18 protein-coding genes are annotated in these 20,333 nt (G+C 70.0%); 12 read left to right on the top strand and 6 right to left on the bottom strand.

Features of this window, described 5'->3' with window-relative positions; genetic code table 11:
* The first annotated feature begins 1 nt into the window (after position 1).
* The 3 genes from C7474_RS09195 to C7474_RS09185 all read left to right on the top strand — a co-directional run bounded on the left by C7474_RS09195 (position 2) and on the right by C7474_RS09185 (position 3,592).
* Positions 2-1,144: a type IV pilus twitching motility protein PilT gene (locus C7474_RS09195; protein WP_121059137.1), complete on the top strand. Its 1,143-nt coding sequence runs from the start codon at positions 2-4 to the stop codon at positions 1,142-1,144.
* The gene (locus C7474_RS09190) at positions 1,144-2,385 is read left to right on the top strand and encodes a type II secretion system F family protein (RefSeq protein WP_121059135.1); all 1,242 of its coding nucleotides are present in this window, start codon (positions 1,144-1,146) and stop codon (positions 2,383-2,385) included. Before C7474_RS09195 ends, C7474_RS09190 begins: the two co-directional genes overlap by 1 nt.
* A gap of 235 nt (positions 2,386-2,620) precedes the next feature.
* On the top strand, positions 2,621-3,592 hold the full coding sequence (locus C7474_RS09185) for a hypothetical protein (RefSeq protein WP_121059133.1): 972 nt from the start codon (positions 2,621-2,623) through the stop codon (positions 3,590-3,592).
* Between the two features lie 65 nt (positions 3,593-3,657).
* Here the strand turns inward: C7474_RS09185 and C7474_RS09180 are convergent, their stop codons facing one another.
* Positions 3,658-5,328: a GspE/PulE family protein gene (locus C7474_RS09180; RefSeq protein ID WP_121059131.1), complete on the bottom strand. Its 1,671-nt coding sequence runs from the start codon at positions 5,326-5,328 to the stop codon at positions 3,658-3,660.
* 150 nt (positions 5,329-5,478) lie between these two features.
* Between C7474_RS09180 and C7474_RS09175 the strand changes: the two genes are divergently transcribed.
* Both C7474_RS09175 and C7474_RS09170 read left to right on the top strand, forming a co-directional pair.
* Positions 5,479-6,498 carry a YihY/virulence factor BrkB family protein gene (locus C7474_RS09175; RefSeq protein WP_121059129.1) on the top strand — a complete coding sequence of 340 codons (1,020 nt, stop codon included), beginning with the start codon at positions 5,479-5,481 and terminating at the stop codon, positions 6,496-6,498.
* An 85-nt stretch (positions 6,499-6,583) separates the two neighbouring features.
* A complete protein-coding gene (locus C7474_RS09170) occupies positions 6,584-9,094 on the top strand; it encodes a glycogen/starch/alpha-glucan phosphorylase (protein ID WP_422385786.1) in 2,511 nt (836 codons plus the stop codon).
* Positions 9,095-9,203: 109 nt separating this feature from the next.
* Here C7474_RS09170 and C7474_RS09165 read toward each other — a convergent pair whose 3' ends face one another.
* Positions 9,204-9,935: a glutamine amidotransferase gene (locus C7474_RS09165; protein ID WP_121059127.1), complete on the bottom strand. Its 732-nt coding sequence runs from the start codon at positions 9,933-9,935 to the stop codon at positions 9,204-9,206.
* An 82-nt stretch (positions 9,936-10,017) separates the two neighbouring features.
* Here C7474_RS09165 and C7474_RS09160 point away from each other — a divergent pair, with 82 nt between their 5' ends.
* Together C7474_RS09160 and C7474_RS09155 are read left to right on the top strand one after the other, a co-directional pair.
* Positions 10,018-10,245 (top strand): response regulator, encoded by a 228-nt coding sequence (locus C7474_RS09160; protein ID WP_121059125.1) that lies wholly within the window; start codon positions 10,018-10,020, stop codon positions 10,243-10,245.
* Positions 10,242-10,874, top strand: coding sequence for a CYTH domain-containing protein (locus tag C7474_RS09155; RefSeq protein WP_121059123.1), 633 nt, complete (start codon positions 10,242-10,244; stop codon positions 10,872-10,874). The genes C7474_RS09160 and C7474_RS09155 overlap by 4 nt, the downstream gene beginning before the upstream one ends.
* A gap of 117 nt (positions 10,875-10,991) precedes the next feature.
* Here C7474_RS09155 and lpdA read toward each other — a convergent pair whose 3' ends face one another.
* Together lpdA and C7474_RS09145 are read right to left on the bottom strand one after the other, a co-directional pair.
* Positions 10,992-12,392 (bottom strand): dihydrolipoyl dehydrogenase, encoded by a 1,401-nt coding sequence (gene lpdA / locus C7474_RS09150; RefSeq protein ID WP_121059121.1) that lies wholly within the window; start codon positions 12,390-12,392, stop codon positions 10,992-10,994.
* A gap of 9 nt (positions 12,393-12,401) precedes the next feature.
* A complete protein-coding gene (locus C7474_RS09145; RefSeq protein WP_158597319.1) occupies positions 12,402-12,974 on the bottom strand; it encodes a copper resistance CopC family protein in 573 nt (190 codons plus the stop codon).
* A gap of 115 nt (positions 12,975-13,089) precedes the next feature.
* Between C7474_RS09145 and C7474_RS09140 the strand changes: the two genes are divergently transcribed.
* Positions 13,090-13,488, top strand: coding sequence for a four-helix bundle copper-binding protein (locus C7474_RS09140; RefSeq protein WP_121059409.1), 399 nt, complete (start codon positions 13,090-13,092; stop codon positions 13,486-13,488).
* An 11-nt stretch (positions 13,489-13,499) separates the two neighbouring features.
* On the opposite strand, the gene C7474_RS09135 is transcribed toward C7474_RS09140, so the two are convergent.
* Positions 13,500-13,874, bottom strand: a complete 375-nt coding sequence (locus C7474_RS09135) for a hypothetical protein (protein ID WP_121059117.1) — start codon at positions 13,872-13,874, stop codon at positions 13,500-13,502.
* Between the two features lie 143 nt (positions 13,875-14,017).
* On the opposite strand from C7474_RS09135, the gene C7474_RS09130 reads away from it, so the two are divergent.
* The 3 genes from C7474_RS09130 (at position 14,018) to C7474_RS09120 (ending at position 15,828) form a co-directional block, all read left to right on the top strand.
* Positions 14,018-14,512 carry an FHA domain-containing protein gene (locus tag C7474_RS09130; protein WP_121059115.1) on the top strand — a complete coding sequence of 165 codons (495 nt, stop codon included), beginning with the start codon at positions 14,018-14,020 and terminating at the stop codon, positions 14,510-14,512.
* Entirely contained in the window at positions 14,509-15,183 is a 675-nt protein-coding gene (ftsR, locus tag C7474_RS09125) for a transcriptional regulator FtsR (protein ID WP_241965171.1), read from the top strand. The genes C7474_RS09130 and ftsR overlap by 4 nt, the downstream gene beginning before the upstream one ends.
* Positions 15,184-15,279: 96 nt before the next feature.
* On the top strand, positions 15,280-15,828 hold the full coding sequence (locus C7474_RS09120; RefSeq protein WP_121059405.1) for a MerR family transcriptional regulator: 549 nt from the start codon (positions 15,280-15,282) through the stop codon (positions 15,826-15,828).
* A 176-nt stretch (positions 15,829-16,004) separates the two neighbouring features.
* Here the strand turns inward: C7474_RS09120 and C7474_RS09115 are convergent, their stop codons facing one another.
* On the bottom strand, positions 16,005-16,814 hold the full coding sequence (locus tag C7474_RS09115) for a ParA family protein (protein ID WP_121059113.1): 810 nt from the start codon (positions 16,812-16,814) through the stop codon (positions 16,005-16,007).
* Between the two features lie 93 nt (positions 16,815-16,907).
* Between C7474_RS09115 and C7474_RS09110 the strand changes: the two genes are divergently transcribed.
* Entirely contained in the window at positions 16,908-20,315 is a 3,408-nt protein-coding gene (locus tag C7474_RS09110; RefSeq protein WP_121059111.1) for a pyruvate carboxylase, read from the top strand.
* Positions 20,316-20,333: the final 18 nt, after the last annotated feature.

Below are 20,333 nucleotides of genomic sequence, written 5' to 3'. Positions count from 1 at the left end.
CATGCCCATCGACGTCACCCCCCTCACAGACCTGCTCGCCGTCGCAGCGCGCGCCCGCGCATCCGACGTGCACCTGACGGCGAACCACCTGCCGCTCATGCGCGTCGACGGCGACCTGGCCGAGATGCCCGGTTTCCTCGAGCCGACGACCGCGAACTGGCTGGAGTCGGCCATCGGCGGGATGCTCACCAACGAGCAGGTCGCCGAGTTCCGGCAGTCCGGCGAGGTCGACCTGTCGATCACGGTGCCGGGCGTCGCCCGCTTCCGTGTCAATGTGTTCCGCCAGCTCGGCGCCGTCGCCGTCGCGCTGCGGTTCATCCCCGACCGCATCCGCAGCTTCTCCGAACTCGGTGTGCCGCAGGTCGCCGCGGAGCTCGTCTCCAAGCCTCGTGGACTCGTGCTCGTGACGGGACCGACGGGTTCCGGCAAGTCGACGACGCTGGCCTCGATGATCGACCTCGTCAATCAGACCAAGCCGGCGCACATCGTGACGGTCGAAGACCCGGTCGAGTTCCAGCACTCCAGCAAGAAGGCGCTGATCCACCAGCGCGAGATCGGCAGCGACACCGCGTCGTTCAGCGAGGCGCTGCGCCGCGTGCTGCGTCAGGACCCCGACATCATCCTCATCGGCGAGCTCCGCGACCCCGAGTCGATCTCGACCGCCCTCACCGCCGCCGAGACCGGCCACCTCGTGCTCTCGACGCTGCACACGCAGAGTGCGGCGAAGTCGATCAACCGTATCGTCGACGCGTTCCCGTCCGACCAGCAGAACCAGGTGCGAACGCAGCTCGGCGACACCCTCCGCGGCATCATCACCCAGACGCTGCTGCCGAAGGCGCAGTCGGGGGGACGCGTCATCGCGACCGAGGTTCTCGTGAACACGCCCGCCATCGCGAACCTCATCCGCGAGGGTGAGATCAGCCAGATCTACTCGATGTTGCAGGCGGGCGGCGCGATCGGCATGCACACGCTCGACCAGGACCTCAAGCGCCTCGTCGAGGACGGCTCGATCTCGCTCGCGCTCGCCAAGGAGATCGCCGAAGACCCGAAGTCGTTCGACGAGGCGCGCGTGCGGCCCGTCGACTACGACGCCGAGTCGTGGTCGATGCACTCCGACCGCCAGGCCGTCGGCTGGGGCCACTGATGCCGCTCGTCGAGGAGTACACCTACCGCGCCGTCGACGCGAGCGGCGGGGGAGTCGTCAAGGGCACGATCGAGGCCACGAGCGAGAGCGCCGTCGCATCGAAGCTGCGCGCGCAGGGCCTCACCCCGCTCGAGGTCGCGCTCACGTCGAAGACGGGCCTCAACCGTGAGATCTCGATCCCCGGATTCGCCAAGCGGGTCAAGGTCGACGTGCTCGCGGTGTTCGCCAAGCAGATGGCGGGACTCATCAACGCGGGGCTTCCCTTGATGCGCACCCTGTCGATCCTCATCGACCAGGCCGAAGACAAGAAGCTCCGCGAAGCGCTCGTGCAGGTGCACGCCGCGGTCGAGACCGGAAGCGCGTTCTCCAGCGCGCTGGCCCAGCATCCGGATGTCTTCCCGCCGCTCATGGTCAGCATGGTGCGCGTCGGCGAATCGGGTGGTTTCCTCGGGCAGTCGCTCACCACGGTGGCCGACACCTATAAAGAGGAGGCCGAACTCCAAAACAAGATCAAGTCGGCCACGACCTACCCGCTGATCGTGCTCGTCATCGCGATCCTCGGCGTCGTCGCGATGATCACCTTCGTCGTGCCCGTCTTCGAGGGCATGTTCAAGAACCTCGGATCCGAGCTGCCGATCCCGACGCAGATCCTCGTGACGCTCTCGAACAACATGTTCTGGATCCTCCCGATCATGGTCGTCGCGGGCATCGTGTTCTGGTTCTGGTGGATCAAGAACCGCAACGAAGAGCGCGTGCGCAAGGTCGTCGACCCACTGAAGCTGCGGATGCCGGTCTTCGGACCGCTCGCCACCAAGATCGCCGTCGCCCGCTTCAGCCGTGGGCTGTCGATGATGCTGAAGGCCGGCGTGCCGCTCGTGCAGGCGCTCGGGATCGTCGGTGCGGCATCCAACAACTACAAGGTCGAAGAGGCCGTGCGCGCCGTGCAGGAGTCGGTCAAGCAGGGCAAGTCGTTCTCGACGCCGCTCGCCAAGGCCGAGGTCTTCCCGCCGATGGTCGCGCAGATGGCCGCCGTCGGCGAGGAGTCGGGCACCCTGCCGGACATGCTCGCCTCGATCGCCGACTTCTACGAGGGCGAGGTCAAGACCGCGACCGAGCAGCTCACCTCGGCGATCGAGCCGATCCTCATCGTCGGCATCGGCATCATCATCGGCGGCATGGTCATCTCGCTCTACATGCCGATCTTCTCGATCTACGGCGAACTCGGAAACTCGGGCGGCTGATCCGGCTCGTCCCACAGACGACAGGGCGCGCGGCAGGGGAGGCCACGCGCCCTGTTCTGTGCGCGCTGCGTGTGCCCCGCGCCGTATTCCTGGCGCGAACGGCGGGTTCGTTCGGCGGATGGCCGCCGAATGCGACGGGAACGTCGCCTCCTCCCCACCCAGAGGACAGGGCGAGTTCTCCCCGATACGGATGCGGGTGGCTCCACGCGCGTGTTCCGGATGCCGCGGTGGGCGGATGCCGCGATCGCCCGCACCGCTTCCCGACGAGCTCGGGTCGGCCTTCGCCGTGGGCGACGCGGCGGCCGCAGGCGTCAGCCGGGCGCGCTTGCGTGCCCGTGACCTCGAGAAGCCGTTCCGCGGGGTGCGCGCGATCGCGACGCTCGCGGGGGAGGCCGACGGCATCCGTGATCTCGATGCCGAGGAGCACCTCCGCCGCGCGCGGGCGTACGCGACGCGGATGCCGCCGACGTGGTTCTTCTCGCACCGCACGGCCGCGCTGTTCTGGGGCGCCGCGCTGCCCGCGACCGCGGACGACCGGATCGACGTCGGCGTGCGTCCGCCCGAGCGGCTGCCGCGCGGCCGCGGCGTGAGAGGGCACGAGATCGCCCCGCACCTCGGATCGGTCCGTGTGCTCGGCGGGCTGCGCGTCGCCTCACCAGCATCCGCGTGGGCGCAACTGGGCGGCGAACTCGACGTCCGCGACCTCGTCGCCGTCGGCGCGTGTTTCGTCACGCCCTCGCGCGGGCCCGATGGTCACCGGGTGGAGGGCACCGCGACAGCGCAGCTCTCGGAGCTCCACGCCGCAGCGGATGCCGGCCCCCGCACGGGCGTCGCCCGGCTCCGAGAGGCGTTGCGCTACATCCGTCCCGGACTCCGTTCCCGGCCCGAGGCGCACCTGTACGTCGCGCTCGTCGAGGCCGGCCTCCCCGAGCCGGCCTTGGACGTCGAGGTCTTCGATGCCCGCGGCGTCCGCATCTGCATCACCGAGATCGCCTTCCCGCGGCATCGGGTGCTGATCGAATACGAGGGCGACTACCACCGGCTCTCGCGTCGCGCGTGGCAACGCGACGTCCGCCGCCATGAAGACGCGCGAGAGGCCGGCTGGACCGTGGTGCACTTGACGGCCGCCGACCTCTATCCGTCGCCCGCCCGCGCCGTTGCCCGCGTGCGTGCCGCCCTCGCGGCGTCGGCGCGCCCGCATCCCTGACGCAAAGTGCGGGTATCCGGCCGCCGAAGCAGCCGAACGCGACAGGGACGCGCCCGCCCACGCACTCACACCGAGACGCGCAAGACCTCTTCGATGGTCGTGATGCCTTGCGTCACCTTGCTGAAGCCGTCCTCGCGCAGCGACACCATGCCCTCGCTGATGGCGACGGCGCGCATCTCGGTGCCGGTCGCGTGCGCGACCACGAGCTGCTCCAGCTGTTCCGACACGGTCATCACCTCGTGCAGCGCGACGCGCCCGCGGTAGCCGGTGCCCGAGCAGGCCTGGCAGCCGACGGCGCGGTACAGCTGGGGCGGATCGGCGGGGTTGTGGGGGAAGCGCACCGAGTCCAGCAGCTGCCGCGACTCGACGTACGGCTCCCGGCACTTCGCGCACAGCCGCCGGGCGAGGCGCTGGGCGACGACCGCCGACAGTGCCGTGCCGACGAGGAACGGCTCGCAGCCGATCTCGGTCAGACGCGTCAGCGCCGAGGGGGCGTCGTTGGTGTGCAGCGTCGACAGCACGAGGTGGCCGGTGAGGGCCGCCTCGATCGAGATCGTCGCCGTCTCCTGGTCGCGGATCTCGCCGACGAGCACGACATCCGGGTCGGAGCGCAGGATCGAACGCAGCGCTGCCTGGAAGGTCATGCCTGCGCGGGCATTCACCTGCACCTGGTTGATGCCGGCCATCCGGTACTCGACCGGATCTTCGACCGTGATCACGTTGATCCGCGGGTTCGCGACCGTGTTGAGGGCCGTGTACAGAGTCGTCGACTTGCCCGAACCGGTCGGCCCGGTCACCAGCACCATTCCGTGCGGGCGCTCGATCGAGCCGCGGAACCGCTTCTCGTTGATCATCGAGAACCGCAGGTCCTGCATCGTCAGCGACTGCGCCGAGCTGTCGAGGATACGCATGACGATCTTCTCGCCCCACACCGTCGGCAGCGTCGCCAGACGCAGGTCGATCTGGCGACCGTCGTGGTGCACCGACAGGCGTCCGTCCTGGGGTTTGCGCCGCTCGGCGATGTCGACGGATGCCATGATCTTCAGGCGGGAGATGACGCCGTCCTGGATCGCCCGGTCGGCGCGCTGCATCTCGTGCAGCACACCGTCGATGCGGTAGCGCACCATGAGGTGCTTCTCGCCCGGTTCGATGTGGATGTCGCTCGCGCGGTCGGTGATGGCCTGCGAGATCAGCAGGTTGACGAAGCGCACGATAGGCGCGTCGTCGGAGGTGTCCTCGATCGACTCCGTCGCACCGGGACCGACTTCGGCCGCCGCGATCTCGCCGATCTGCTCGGAGAGGTCGCTCAGCTCCTCATCGGAGCGGAGGAACCGCGAGAAGGCCGCGTTCAGCGCATCGGGGGAGACGACGACGGGGCGGATGTTGAGCTCGGTGGCGCTGGTGACGTCGTCGATCGCGATGAGGTCGGTGGGATCGAGCATGCCGATCGTGAGGGCGCGACGGCCGCGCTCGACCGGGATCAGGTGGTAGCGGCGGCACAGGGTCGGCGGGACCAGGGCGATGATGTCGGCCGACAGGGAGACCGACGAGAGGTCGACGAATGCATACCCCGTCTGCGCGGCGATGCCCTCTGCGATCTGCGCCTCGGTCGCCAGCTGCGCCGACACCAGGCGTGCACGCAACTCCTCGCCCTCGCCGACTTCGGCGACGGCGTCCCACATGTCCTCGGCGCGGACGACCCCAGTGCGCACGAGGGTTTCCGCGAGTCCCTTCACGGCAATCCCCTCTCCCGGGGCTAGTCTATGCGTCCGCACGCATCCGTGTGAATAGTGGGATTCCTGTGACTCGTGTGGCACCGCGCGAGCGCGCCGCCCACCGCTGTCAACCCCCGCCATGCCGGCCGCCCGTCCCGATAACCTGACCGCATGGACGTCGCGCGCATCACGGCCTGGGCCCTCGAACGCAGACCCGTGCGCGCGTTCCTGCGCTACAGCGAACGCAGCGGCGCGCAGCTCGCCGACAGCGTTACCTACCGCGCGCTGTTCTCGATCTTCGCGGGCGTGCTGCTCGGCTTCTCGATCGCGGCGCTCTGGCTGAGCGGCAACCCCGACGCCTGGCAGTCGCTCCTGGATGCCGTCAACCGCGCCATCCCCGGACTCGTCGGCGAGGACGGGCTCATCAAGACCGACGCCATCGAGGCGCCGGCGGGTCTGTCCGTCGCGGGCGTCATCGCCGTCATCGGCCTCGTCGGCGCCGCGATCGGGGCGATCGGGTCGCTTCGCGCCGCGATGCACGCCATCGCCGACAAGCCCACCGGAGATCTGGCCTTTTACTGGGTGATGCTGCGCAACCTCGCCATCGCGATCGGCGCCGCCGCCGCACTCGGGGCCTCCGCCGTCATCACCGCCCTCGGCACCGCCGGGATCGGCATCGTCGGCGGGTGGTTCGGCATCGCGGGCGACGACCCGCTCCTCGCCTTCGGCGGTCGTGCCCTCGCGCTCCTGGTCACTTTCGCGCTCGACACGATCGCCATCGCCCTGCTCTTCCTACTGCTGTCGGGCGTCCGCGGCGCCGGCCGCGACCTGTGGCCCGGCGCGGTCTACGGCGGTATCGGCCTCACCGTGCTGCAGACCCTCTCCGGCCTGTTCGTCGGGGGAGCGACCTCCAACCCGCTGCTGGCGTCGTTCGCGTCGCTGATCGCGCTGCTGCTGTGGGTCAACCTCTCCGTGCAGGTGATCCTGCTCGCGACGTCGTACATCGTCGAGAACGTGGAGGAGCGCGCCGACCGCGTGCGCGTGCGCCACGGGGCGCCGACGTTCGCGCACCGCCGCGTGCAGAAGGCCGAGGATGCCGTCCGCCTCGCGACCGACGAACTCACCGAGGCCCGCGACGCCCTCGCCGAGCAGGGCGCCGGCACAGACGGCACAGGCGACACCGACCGCTAACGGCACGTCACGGCTCTGTTAACTCTCGGATTTCTCCCGCTGTGAACGGTCACGGCGGCGCGCGCGAGTGTGTAGCGTCTTCTGCGTGACCGCATCCGACATCGCACCCGGTTCCGCGCACCCCACCGGTGCCACGCACCCGCTCGCCCTCGCGCCCGTCGCGGGCCCGGCCAGCACGGTCGACGGCTTCGTGCGCCAATTCCTGCGCAACCTCAACTACGAGCGCGGCGTGCCGCTGTCGGCCTCGAGCGACAACGACCGCTACTTCGCGTTCGCGATGACGGTGCGCGACTACCTCATGGCCCGCTGGCTCGAAGACGTCAAACGTCAGCGCGACGCGCAGGCCAAGGGCGTCGCCTACCTCTCCGCGGAGTACCTGCTCGGCCGGCAGCTCGACAACAACCTGCTCGCGAGCGGCCTCGGCGACATCGCCGCCGAGGCGATGGCCGCGTGCGGCATCGACATCGAGGACATGCGCGCGCAGGAAGTGGAACCGGGCCTCGGCAACGGCGGCCTCGGCCGCCTCGCCGCGTGCTTCATCGACTCCCTCGCGACCCTCGGCGTCCCCAACACCGGCTACGGCATCCGCTACGAGTACGGCATCTTCCGCCAGACGTTCCAGGACGGCCAGCAGGTCGAGCAGCCCGACTCGTGGCTCAAGCTCGGCTCGCCGTGGGAGTTCCCGCACCCCGAGGCCGCGCAGACCATCACGTTCGGCGGGCACACCGAGACCTACGACGACGAGGGCGTCACCCGCACGCGCTGGGTGCCGGCGTGGAACGTGCTCGCTGTGCCCTACAACTACATGGTGCCCGGCTACCTCAACGGGCGCGTCAACACCCTGCGGCTGTGGAGCTCGCGCGCGACGAACGAGTTCGACCTGCGCGTGTTCAACTCCGGCGACTACGAAGAGGCCGTGCGCGCGCAGACCTTCGCCGAGAACATCTCCAAGGTGCTCTACCCCGAAGACTCCACGCCCCAGGGCAAGGAGCTGCGCCTGCAGCAGCAGTATTTCTTCGTCGCGGCATCCATCAAGGACTTCCTCGAATCGCTGCCCGAGGGCTTCGACCTCGCAGAGCTGCCCGAACGCATCATCTTCCAGCTCAACGACACCCACCCCGTCATCGGCGTGCCCGAGCTCATGCGCATCCTCGTCGACGAGAAGAAGCTGGAGTGGGATGCCGCCTGGCAGATCACCCAGCAGTGCTTCGCGTACACGTGCCACACGCTGCTGCCCGAGGCGCTCGAGGTGTGGTCGGTCGACTTGCTCGGACGCCTGCTGCCGCGCCACCTCGAGATCATCTACCGCATCAACGAGGAGTTCCTGATCGCGGTGCGCGAGCGCTTCGGCGACGACGAGCTGCGCCTGCGCAACATGTCGATCATCGGCGAGTTCCCCGAGCGCTCCGTGCGGATGGCGTTCCTCGCCACCGTCGCAGGCTCCAAGGTCAACGGCGTCGCCGAGCTGCACTCGCAGCTGCTGCGCGACAAGGTGCTGCCCGACTTCGACGAGTTCTACCCCGGCAAGTTCACGAACGTCACCAACGGCGTGACCCCGCGCCGCTTCGTGCGGCTGTCGAACCCGGGGCTGTCCGAACTCATCACGGATGCCATCGGCACGGGATGGCTGACCGACCTCGAGCGCCTGCGCGAGCTGGAGGTCTACGCCGAGGACCCGTCGTTCCGCGAGAGCTTCGCGTCGGTGAAGGCCGCCAACAAGCGGCGCCTCTCCGAGGTGCTGCACGCCCGTGACGGGCTCGAGGTCAGCGACGGGCACATGCTCGACGTCATGGTCAAGCGTCTGCACGAGTACAAGCGCCAGATGCTGAAGCTGCTGCACATCGTCACCGAGTACGAGTCGATCGTCTCGGGTCGCGTCGCCGCCGGCGACGTCACCCCGCGCACCTTCATCTTCGGTGCGAAGGCGGCTCCCGGTTACGTGAACGCCAAGCGCATCATCCACCTCATCAACGCGGTCGGATCCGTCGTCAACGCCGACGCCCGCGTCGAGGGACGCCTGAAGGTGCTGTTCCCGCCGAACTACAACGTGACCCTCGCCGAGCGCCTCATCCCCGCCGCCGACCTCTCGGAGCAGATCTCGCTTGCCGGCAAGGAGGCGTCGGGTACCGGCAACATGAAGTTCGCCCTCAACGGTGCACTCACGATCGGCACCGACGACGGCGCGAACGTCGAGATCCGCGAGCTCGTCGGCGACGACAACTTCTTCCTGTTCGGGCAGACCGAACCCGAGGTCGAGGCGTTGTGGGCGAAGGGCTACAAGCCGTCCGACTTCTACCAGGCCGACGACGGCCTGCGCCGTGCGATGGACCTCATCGCGTCGGGCGCGTTCTCCGGCGGCGACCGCTCGGTGTTCGAGCCGGTCGTCTCGAACCTGCTCTACGACGACCGCTTCATGGTGCTCGCCGACTACTCGTCGTACATCGCGGCGCAGGCGAAGGTGGATGCGGCCTACCAGGACCAGGACGCGTGGACCCACTCGGCGATCCTCAACGTCGCCCGCTGCGGGTTCTTCAGCTCCGACCGTTCGATGCGCGACTACATCGAGCGCATCTGGCACACCCCGCCCCTGCTGTAACCGGCACAGGCGTTTCGACTCGCTGCGCTCGCTCAACGACCGGAAGTTCCCGCACCACCCCGGTCGTTGAGCGAGGAGCGCAGCGACGAGTCGAAACGCCCCGAGCCCGTCAGCGGGCGTAGCGGTCGGTGAAGGCGCGCAGGATGCGGTCGGTGTGCGTCACCGGCGCCCGCCGCACGGCGGCGAGCGTCAGGTCGAGCTCGTGCGCGGCGAAGTACCCGTGGTCGGCGTAGGCGCGGATGCGGGTCGTGATGCCGTCGACGTCGAGCTCCGGATGGAACTGGGTCGCGTACACGTTCTCGCCGACGCGGAACATCTGCACCGGGCACGCGTCGCCGCGCAGCAGCAGGGTCGCGGATGCGGGCAGCCGCGTGATCGCCTCCTTGTGGCCGACGAACGCGGTGAACGAGTCCGGCAGGTCGCGCAGCAGGGGGTCGACGGCGCCGGCATCCGTGCGGGTCACCTCGACGACGCTGATCGGTTCGCGGTGCGTGCCGTCGATCACCGCGCCTTGATGCGCGCCGAGGGTGCCGATGCCGTAGCAGGCGCCGAGGAACGGGAAGTCCCGCGCGACGACCTCGTCGAGCAGTGCGGCGAACTCCGCCTCGACGCGCTGCTGCACCGCGGACTTGCGCTCCGGCGGATCGGACGCGTTGAACGGCCCGCCGCCGACGAAGATGCCCGACCAGTCGTCGAGATCGACGGCTCCGAGTGGCCCCGCCTCCATCCGCACCCGCACGAGGTGCCGCTCGGCGAGTCCCGTCGCGCGCCGGAACAGCGCGTACTCCTCGTCGGCGGGGACGTCTTCGGCGCGGGTCGCCAGCAGCAGGAAAGGCTTCATCCTCACCGAGCCTAGGGCCTGCGCGCAAGGCCCCCGGCGTGACGGATCCGCGGGCGTAGGCTGACCGGGAAGGAGGCTCACCATGGCCATTGCACGACTGAACGGCGGCCCGCTCGACGGGCAGCTCATCCCTCTCGACGACACCGCGTCCGACCGGCTCATCCTGCCCTACAGCGAGACGCAGATCGTCTACGCCCGCGCCGGCGCGCCCGAGAACACGGGGGAGGGCGACGGTCCGACCGAGGTCGTCTTCGACTTCGTCGAGTCGGAGGACGACATCGATCCCGACCCCGACGGCCGCGACGCGTGAGCGCAGCCGTCTCCCTGGAGATCGAGCGCAAGTACGACGTCGACCCCGACACCCCGCTGCCGGACTGGGCGGCGTTGCCGGGCGTCGACGCCGTCGACGCCCCGGAGGCGCGCGCGCTCGACGCGCGCTACCTCGACACCCCCGACGCCCGCCTCGCCGGCGCCCTCACCGCACTGCGGCGCCGCACCGGGGGTCCCGACGAGGGGTGGCACGTCAAGCGGTCGACGCCCGAGGGCAAGCTCGAGACGCACTGGCCGCTGGGGGAGGACCCGACCGACCCGGATGCCGATCCGGTCGTCCCCGATGCGGTGCTCGCCGAACTCGCCGCGGTGGCGCCGGGCCCGTTCGCGGTGATCGCCCGCATCCGCAACGCCCGCACGGCGTACGCGCTGCGCGACGCGGCCGGCGGTCTCGTCGCCGAGTTCGTCGACGACCACGTCACCGCCACCGATCGGCGCCGCGACGTCGAGACGACGTGGCGGGAGTGGGAGCTGGAACTCGGCCCCGCGGCGCCGCAGGATGCCGCCGCACGCGCCGCGCTGTTCGCCGCGGCCGACGCACTCGTGGCCGCGGCCGGTGGCCGGGTGTCGGCATCCGCGTCGAAGCTCGGCCGCGCGCTCGGCGTCTGACCCCTCAACGCACTGACGCCGCCCCCGGCTTCGATGGGGCGGCGTCAGTCGCGAGTGCCCACGCTACCGCGTGGACGTATCCGCGTAAATAGGGTCTGAGAGCGGTCTCAGGCTCTCTCAGAGGTTGATCATGTGGCCCGCGAGACCGTGGAAGGCCTCCTGCAGCGCCTCCGACAGCGTCGGGTGGGTGTGCACGTTGCGGGCGAGCTCGAGAGCGGTGAGGTCCCACTTCTGCGCGAGGGTGAGCTCGGGCAGCAGCTCGGAGACGTCGGGACCGATGAGGTGCCCGCCGACGAGCTCGAGGTGCTCGGCGTCGGCGATGAGCTTGACGAAGCCGACCGGCTCGCCGAGGCCGTGCGCCTTGCCGTTGGCCATGAACGGGAACGTCGCGACCTTGTACTCGCGGCCCGTCGCCTTGTACTGCTCCTCGGTGTAGCCGAACGAGGCCACCTGCGGCGAGCAGAACGTCGCGCGCGGCATCATGCGGTAGTCGCCCAGTGCCATCGTCTCGGCGCCGCCGATCGTCTCGGCCGCCACGACGCCCTGCGCCTCGGCGACGTGGGCGAGCTGCAGCTTCGCGGTGACGTCGCCGATCGCGTAGATGCCCTCGACGTTGGTGCGCATGAAGTCGTCGATGTCGATCGCGCCGCGCTCGGTGAGCTTCACACCGGTGTTCTCGAGGCCGAAGCCCTCGACGCGGGGGGCGAATCCGATCGACATGAGCACCTTCGACGCCTCGACCTGACCGGCGGCCCCGGTCTTGTTGTCGGTGTAGCTCACCGTGACCGTGGAGCCCGAGTCGACGACCGACTCGACCTTCGTGCCGACGAGGATGTCGACGCCGAGGTTCTTGTACTGCTTGGCGATCTCCTTCGACACGTCGGCGTCCTCGTTGGGGAGCGCGCGGTCGAGGAACTCGATGATCGTGACCTTCACGCCGTAGTTCGTGAGGACGTACGCGAACTCCATGCCGATCGCGCCGGCGCCGACGATGACGATCGACTCGGGCAGGTCGCGCGTGAGGATCTGCTCCTCGTACGTGACGACGTTCTCGCTGAGGGTGACCCCGGGCAGCAGGCGCACGGTCGAGCCGGTCGCGATGATGACGTTGTCGAAGGTGACCGTCTCGGTCGATCCGTCGGACTTGGTCACGACGATCGACTTGGCGTCGGCGAACGAGCCGCGCCCCTCGAACTCGGTGACCTTGTTCTTCTTCATCAGGTAGTGGATGCCCTTGACGCGGCCGCCGGCGACCTCGCGGCTGCGGTCGAACGCCTTGCCGAAGTCGAGCGTGAACTCACCCGAGATGCCGAAGAAGTCGGCCTTGTGCTTCAGGGTGTGCGCGATCTCGGCGTTCTTCAGGAGCGCCTTGGAGGGGATGCAGCCGACGTTGAGGCAGACACCGCCCCAGTACTTCTCTTCGATGATGGCGACCGACTGGCCGAGCTGTGCGGCGCGGACCGCCGCGACGTAGCCGCCGGGGCCGGCGCCGAGGACGACGACGTTGAAATGAGGCATGGCTCCAGCCTAGTCCTCGGAGGAGGGCCGTCTCCGAGCCAGCAGCACGACGACCACGACACCGACGACCAGCACCGCGCCGACCACGATCAACAGGGTCGGATCGAACGCGGATGCGGGCGACGACGGGTTCGCGGCCTCAGCGCACGGAGTCTGTCCGGGCTCGTTGCCGACCGAGAACGACCACGTGCCAGAGACCGGGTGGCCGTCGCTGGAGACGACGCGCCAGACGACCGTGACGGGGCCGGTCGCGTCGCCGGTGAGCTCCTGCTGCACGCGCGTGCCGTCGAAGCTCGGGTTGCCGGTCGCCAGCGAGGCGCAGGATGCGTCGAGCACGTCGATCTCGGTCGCGCCCGCGTCGGCGAGGATGATGCCGCTGAAGGTCATCGTGATCGTGTCGGGCAGCGCCGTGACGGTCGAGTCGATCGCCGGGTCCGAACCGATCAGCTCGTCGTGCGCATACGCCGGCGCCGCGATCCCGGTGAGCAGCGCGACGACGAGCGCGCCGAGCGCCAGGATGCCGTGGCGACGGCGTCGGGCGTGGGGTCCGTGACTGTTAATTCTCGATGACGGCACGCTCACGAGCCTATCCGCGCCTGTCGCGACGGCATCCGGCGGCCTAACATGACCCGAAGGCGGACATCCTGCCCGCCGGCCCCGGCATCCGCCCGGGGACCCCGACGGAGGAGGATGCGCGATGGACGCGATGATGATGGGCGTGATGTCCGAGGACATGATGTCGATGGACGGCATGCCGGCGATGGACATGGCCATGATGCAGGCGTGCATGGACGCGTGCGCCGCGTGCGAGCAGGCCTGCACGGTCTGTTCGACGCAGATGATGGACTGCGCGCCGGCCTGCATGAACTGCGCCGACATGTGCAACACGATGATGCGCGCCATGATGCGCATGCAGGGGATGACGCCCGCGTCGATGATGGCGATGCTCGACGCGTGCATCGCCATGTGTCAGACGTGCATGGACATGTGCATGGAGCACGCAGACATGAGCCCGGTCTGCAAGATGTGCGCCGACGCGTGCAAGGCGTGCATGGACGCCTGCATGGCGATGCGCTCCGCGATGGCCGCCGCCTGACGGCCGCCGCCTCAGACGAGCACGTTGAAGCGCGCCGCGCCGGCGGCGACCACGTGGTACCGCGGGTGGAAGGCGACCGGCGAGCCGGTGGACACGGAATCCGCCGCGCCCGCACCGTTCCACACCTCGACGCGGTCACCCGACAGCGTGTGGAGCACGAGCGTGCCGTCCGCGGGGGAGACGTCCCCCACGATCGCGTCGACCCACTCCGCCGGCGTCGCCGACACGAGACGCGCCTGGATGAGGTGCACCGCGTGACCGGGGGCGAAGGAGGAGCAGGCGCCGCCGCTCGCGCACATGCAGATCGCGGCCTGACGCACCGGGGCGGGCGTGAGGGGGCGATACGGCGTGGGCACGAGATTCTCCTTGTGGTCGGGGACGGTCATCGGCCAGGCTAGGCGGACCCCCCACGCGGTGTCGCGCCCGACGACACACGCGGAAACATGACGCATCCCCCCGCGCGTCGGAACCCGCGCCCGACCCCACCCGGGGCCGGGCGATCCGATAGTGTGGAAAGGGAGGAGGAATCGTGAGCGACAGCAACCGCTTCGGCGACGAGATCCGGCGCGACGCCGACGACGCGTCGCGTCCGAACGGGTCGGACACGACCCAGACCTTCGGCCACGACTCCGATCTGTCGTTCGTGCCGTTCGGCAGCGACCTCACCGATGCCGAACGCGAGGCGATCGCCGCGCTTCCGTCGCGCTCCGCCATCCTGCTCGTGCGCTCCGGTCCGACCGCCGGTGCCCGCTACCTGCTCGACACCGACGTCACCACGATCGGACGCCACCCCGAGGCTGACATCTTCTTCGACGACGTGACCGTATCGCGTCGTCACGCGGAGATCACGCGCACCGGCGCCGCCTTCGAGCTCGTCGACCAGCGCTCCCTCAACGGCACCTACGTCAACGGCGACCGCGTCGACCGTGCCGTGCTCACCGACGGCTCCGAACTGCGCATCGGCAAGTTCCGCCTCAACTTCTTCGTCTCTCCGCTCGACCGCGACCAGGCGACCACCCGGTGACCCCGGCAGCATCCCCGCGCGGACGTGGTCCGGCCGCGGGTCATCTGAGCATCGGTCAGGTGCTCGCCCGACTCGCCCCGGAATTCCCCGAACTCAGCGCGAGCAAGCTGCGCTATCTCGAGGTGCAGGGCATCGTCACCCCGGTGCGCACCGACTCGGGCTACCGCAAGTTCTCGCCGAGCGACCTCGAGCGACTGCGCACGACGCTGACGATGCAGCGCGACTACGGCATCCCGCTGGCCCGCATCCGCGAGCACCTCGACAGCGGCGCCGGAGACGGCGCGGTGCCGACCTCGATCATCGCCGCCACGCGGCGCTACCGCCGTGACGAGCTGCTCAGCGCGTCGGGAGCCTCCGCCACCCTGCTGACCGACGCCGTCAGCGCGGGGCTGATCTCGGCGGCCGACAGCTACGACGAGCGGGCGCTCGCCCTGCTGCGCTCCCTCGTCGCGCTCGACGCGCACGGCATCCAGCCGCGCCACCTGCGCACGCTGCGGCAGGCCGCCGAACGCGACGTCGCCCTCGTCGAGAGCGCCCTCGCGCCCCTGCTGCGTCGTCCCGACGCGGCCGGCCGGGCCCGCGCCCACGAGCTCGCGCCGGAGCTCGTGCGCCGGCTCGACGACCTGCGCACGGCCTTCGTGCAGACCGCGCTCGACCGACTCAGCCCCTGACCGACGCGACACGCCGGACGACACGAGCGGATGTCGTTGCCGGAGGGCATCGCCTCCTCTAGCGTGGAAGAACCGAACGATCCGCAGGAGGCGAAGATGACCGCGCACGACGCGCTGGGCGGCGAGCCGCAGTTCGCGACCGAACTGCTGTTCACCGACGGTCTCCCGCAGATGGACGACGAAGTCGGCTACCGCGGCGCCCAGGCGGCCCGCGCCGCCGGGATCACCTACCGTCAGCTGGACTACTGGGCCCGCACCGAGCTCGTCGAGCCCACGGTGCGCGGCGCGAGCGGCTCCGGGTCGCAGCGACTGTACGGCTTCCGCGACATCCTCGTGCTCAAGCTCGTCAAGCGCCTGCTCGACACCGGCATCTCGCTGCAGCAGATCCGAGTCGCCGTCGAGCAGCTGCGTGCCGCCGGCATCCGCGACCTCGCCGGCACCACGCTCATGAGCGACGGTGCCTCGGTGTACCTGTGCACCTCGAACGACGAGGTCATCGACCTCGTCAGCCGCGGCCAGGGCGTGTTCGGCATCGCCGTCGGCAAGGTGCTGCGCGAGGTCGAGTCGACCCTCGTCGAGTTCGACCCGCAGGCGCCCGACCCCGTCGACGAGCTCGCCGCCCGTCGCTCCAAGCGTTCCGCCTGACCCGCTCGACGCGTTTCGACCCGTCGCTCAACGATCGGGCGGGGCCTGTGCGTCCGGTGGTTGAGTAGCGCGCGCAGCGCGCGTATCGAAACCCGCCGATCGGGAGGTCGACGCGTTTCGACTCGTCGCTGCGCTCCTCGCTCAACGACCGGGAAGTGAGCAGCGAGTCGAAACGCTCAGGCGCGCTGTTCGCCGGAGGCGGGGATGCGGCCGGTGCGCATGACGCGGTCCAGCAGCGAGTCGAAGTCGGCGGCGAGCTCCTGCGCGGAGTCACCGGGCCAGATGTGCAGCGGCTTCGCGGCGCCCTGCGCCTGCTGCAGCGACGTGCGCTCGGGCAGCTGCGGCGAGAGCACGAGCGGACCGAACATGTCGCGCAGCTCCTTGATGCGGAACTGGTGCTCGATCGACTGCGGACGCACCCGGTTGACGACGATGCCGAGCGGCTGCAGACGCGGCGACAGGCCGCGGCGGATCTCCTCGATCGCCCGCAGCGCACGGTCGGCGGCGGCGACGGAGAACAGGCCCGGCTCGGTGACGACGATGACGCGGTCGGATGCCGCCCACGCGGTGCGGGTGAGCGCGTTCAGTGACGGAGCGCAGTCGATGAGGACGAGGTCGTAGTCGGCCTCGATCGTCGCGAGCGCTTCCTCGAGCTTCCACACGTCGCGCACGCTCGGATGCGGGCCGTCGAAGTTGATGGCCGACGGGCTGCCGATCATGACGTCGATCGTGCCGGGGTGCACCTTCGCCCAGCCGCTGGAGGTGATCGCCTGACGGACGACCTTCTCCTTGGGGTTGGCGAGGACGTCGGCCACGTTGAGGCGGCCGGCCACCTGGATGTCCATGCCGGTGGACACGTCGGACTGCGGGTCGAGGTCGACGACGAGCGTGCGCACTCCCCGGGCGAAAGCGGCGGACGCGAGTCCGAGGGTCACAGTCGTCTTGCCGACCCCACCTTTGAGAGAGGAGACGGAGAGTACGTGCACGAGGCTCTACGTTACCGTCCCCTAGGCTGTGAAGGTACTCAGCCCCGGGGGCGGCTCGAAGACGTGTCGCCTCGGCATCCGAATGAGGTGCGCATGTTCCGCAAGATCCTTGTCGCCAACCGCGGTGAAATCGCCATCCGCGCCTTCCGCGCCGCCTACGAGCTCGGCGCCCGAACGGTCGCCGTGTATCCGTACGAGGATCGGTACTCCCTGCACCGGCTGAAGGCCGACGAGGCCTACCAGATCGGCGAGACCGGGCACCCCGTTCGCGCCTACCTCGACGTCGACGAGATCGTGCGGGTCGCCGTCGAGGCGGGGGCGGATGCCGTCTACCCCGGCTACGGCTTCCTCTCCGAGAACCCGGACCTCGCCGCCAAGGCCGCCGCCGCGGGCATCGCCTTCATCGGCCCGCCCGCGCGGGTGCTCGAGATGGCCGGAAACAAGGTGACCGCGAAAGAACACGCGATTGCGGCCGGTGTGCCCGTGCTGCGCTCGACGGAGGCGTCGGACGACGTCGACGCACTCGTCGCGCAGGCCGACGACATCGGGTTCCCGATCTTCGTGAAGGCCGTCGCCGGCGGCGGGGGCCGCGGCATGCGGCGCGTCGAGGAGAAGGAGCAGCTGCCCGAGGCGATCGAGGTCGCCATGCGGGAGGCCGGCAGCGCGTTCGGCGACTCGCGCGTGTTCCTCGAGCAGGCCGTGCAGCGGCCCCGGCACGTCGAGGTGCAGATCCTCGCCGACAAGACCGGACACACGATCCACCTGTTCGAGCGAGACTGCTCGGTGCAGCGGCGCCACCAGAAGGTCATCGAGATCGCGCCGGCTCCGAACCTCGACGACCGCATCCGCGCAGACCTGCACCGCTACGCCGTCGCCTTCGCGACCTCGATCGGCTACGAGAACGCCGGCACGGTCGAGTTCCTCCTCGAGACGACGGGGCCGCGCACCGGCGAGGTCGTCTTCATCGAGATGAACCCCCGCATCCAGGTCGAGCACACCGTCACCGAGGAGGTCACCGACGTCGACCTCGTGCAGTCGCAGATGCGCATCGCGGCAGGGGAGACGCTCGACGACCTCGGGCTGCGTCAGGAGGACGTGCGGCTGCGCGGCGCGGCGCTGCAGTGCCGCCTGACGACGGAGGACCCGACGCAGGAGTTCCGCCCCGACACCGGCAAGATCACGACGTACCGCTCGCCGGGCGGCGCCGGCATCCGCCTCGACGGCGGCACCACGGCTGCGGGATACCAGATCAGCCCGCACTTCGATTCGATGCTCGCCAAGCTCACCTGCCGCGGGCGCGACTTCGGCGCGGCGGTGCGCCGCTCCAAGCGTGCGCTGGCGGAGTTCCGCATCCGGGGCGTGTCGACCAACATCCCGTTCCTTCAGGCGGTGCTCGACGACCCCGCCTTCGCGGCGGGCGACCTGTCGACCGCGTTCATCGACGAGCGGCCCGAGCTGCTGCGCGGGCGCGAGTCGCGCGACCGCGGCTCGAAGATCGTGTCGTGGCTGGCCGACGTCACGGTCAACCGGCCGCACGGCGAGAATCCGCTGACGATCGACCCGGCCGCAAAACTCCCCGCGATCGACGTGTCGCAGGCCCCGCCCGCCGGCTCGCGGCAGCGGCTGCTCGAGCTCGGTCCCGCCGGATTCGCGCAGGCCCTGCGGGAGCAGACCGCCCTCGCCGTCACCGAGACCACGTTCCGCGACGCGCACCAGTCGCTGCTCGCCACGCGCGTGCGCACCCGCGACCTCGTCGGCGTCGCGCCCTACGTCGCGCGGCTCACGCCGCAGCTGCTGTCGGTGGAGGCGTGGGGCGGAGCCACCTACGACGTCGCCCTCCGCTTCCTCGGCGAGGATCCGTGGGAGCGCCTCGACGGACTGCGGACCGCCCTGCCGAACGTCGCGATCCAGATGCTGCTGCGCGGGCGCAACACCGTCGGGTACACGCCGTACCCCACGCGTGTCACCGACGCGTTCGTCGAAGAGGCGGCGCTGTCGGGCGTCGACGTCTTCCGGATCTTCGACGCCCTCAACGACGTGTCGCAGATGCGGCCCGCCGTCGACGCGGTGCTGGCCACCGGCACCGCCGTCGCCGAGGTGGCGGTCTGCTACACCGGCGACCTGCTCGATCCGCGCGAAGACCTCTACACACTCGACTACTACCTGCGCCTCGCCGACCAGATCGTCGAGGCGGGTGCCCACATCCTGGCGATCAAGGACATGGCGGGACTGCTGCGGCCCGGCGCGGCGGCCAAGCTCGTCGCGGCGCTGCGGGAACGGTTCGACCTGCCCGTGCACGTGCACACCCACGACACCGCGGGAGGACAGCTCGCCACCCTGCTGGCGGCCAGTGCCGCCGGCGCGGATGCGGTCGATGCGGCGGCCGCCCCCATGTCGGGCACGACGAGCCAGCCGTCGCTGTCGTCGCTCGTGGCCGCCCTCGCCCACACCGAGCGCGACACCGGACTCGACCTCACTGCGGTGGGCGACCTCGAGCCGTATTGGGAGGCGGTACGTCATCTGTACCGTCCGTTCGAGTCGGGCCTTCCCGGACCCACCGGCCGGGTGTACCGGCACGAGATCCCCGGCGGGCAGCTCTCGAATCTGCGTCAGCAGGCGATCGCGCTCGGCCTCGCCGACGACTTCGAGCTCATCGAGGACATGTACGCCGCCGCGAACGAGATGCTCGGACGCGTGCCCAAGGTGACGCCCTCGTCGAAGGTCGTCGGCGACCTCGCCCTCCACCTCGCGGCGGTCAAAGCCGACCCCGCCGACTTCGCGGCGAACCCCGAGAAGTACGACGTCCCCGACTCGGTCATCGGCTTCATGGCGGGGGAGCTGGGCGATCTGCCCGGCGGGTGGCCCGAGCCGTTCCGCTCCAAGGTGCTCGCCGGACGCGAGGTGAAGACCGGGGTGACGGAGATCTCCGACGAGGCGGCCGCCGACCTGGACGCCGGGGGCACGGTGCGCCGCGACCGCCTCAACGAGCTGCTCTTCCCCGCGCCGACCCGCACGTTCCGGGAGATGCGGGAGACCTACGGCGACCTCAGCGTGCTCGACACGGCCGACTACCTGTACGGCCTGCATCCGGGCACGGAGCACGTCGTGCAGATCGACCGGGGCGTGCAACTCTACTTCGGCCTGGAGGCGATCGGCGAAGCGGATGAGAAGGGGATGCGCACCGTCATGGCGACCCTCAACGGCCAGCTGCGGCCGGTGTTCGTGCGCGACCGCGGCATCACGGTCGAGTCGCGCTCAGCCGAGAAGGCCGACAGTGCGCAGCCGGGACACGTCGCCGCTCCGTTCTCGGGTGTCGTGACGCTGAAGGCGGCCGTCGGCGACGCGGTCACGGCGGGGCAGCCGGTGGCCTCGATCGAGGCGATGAAGATGGAAGCCGCCATCGCCGCACCCATCGACGGCGTGGTCGAGCGGCTCGCGGTCGGCGGGACCTCGCCGGTCGAAGCGGGCGACCTTTTGCTCGTCGTCCGGCCCGCCCAGTAGCCTGGAGGGCGCCTGAAG

The sequence above is a fragment of the Microbacterium telephonicum genome (genome assembly GCF_003651225.1).
In the GTDB taxonomy this organism is placed as follows: domain Bacteria; phylum Actinomycetota; class Actinomycetes; order Actinomycetales; family Microbacteriaceae; genus Microbacterium; species Microbacterium telephonicum.
Note: the sequence above shows the minus strand (reverse complement) of the source record. Positions and strands in the feature narration are given on the sequence as shown.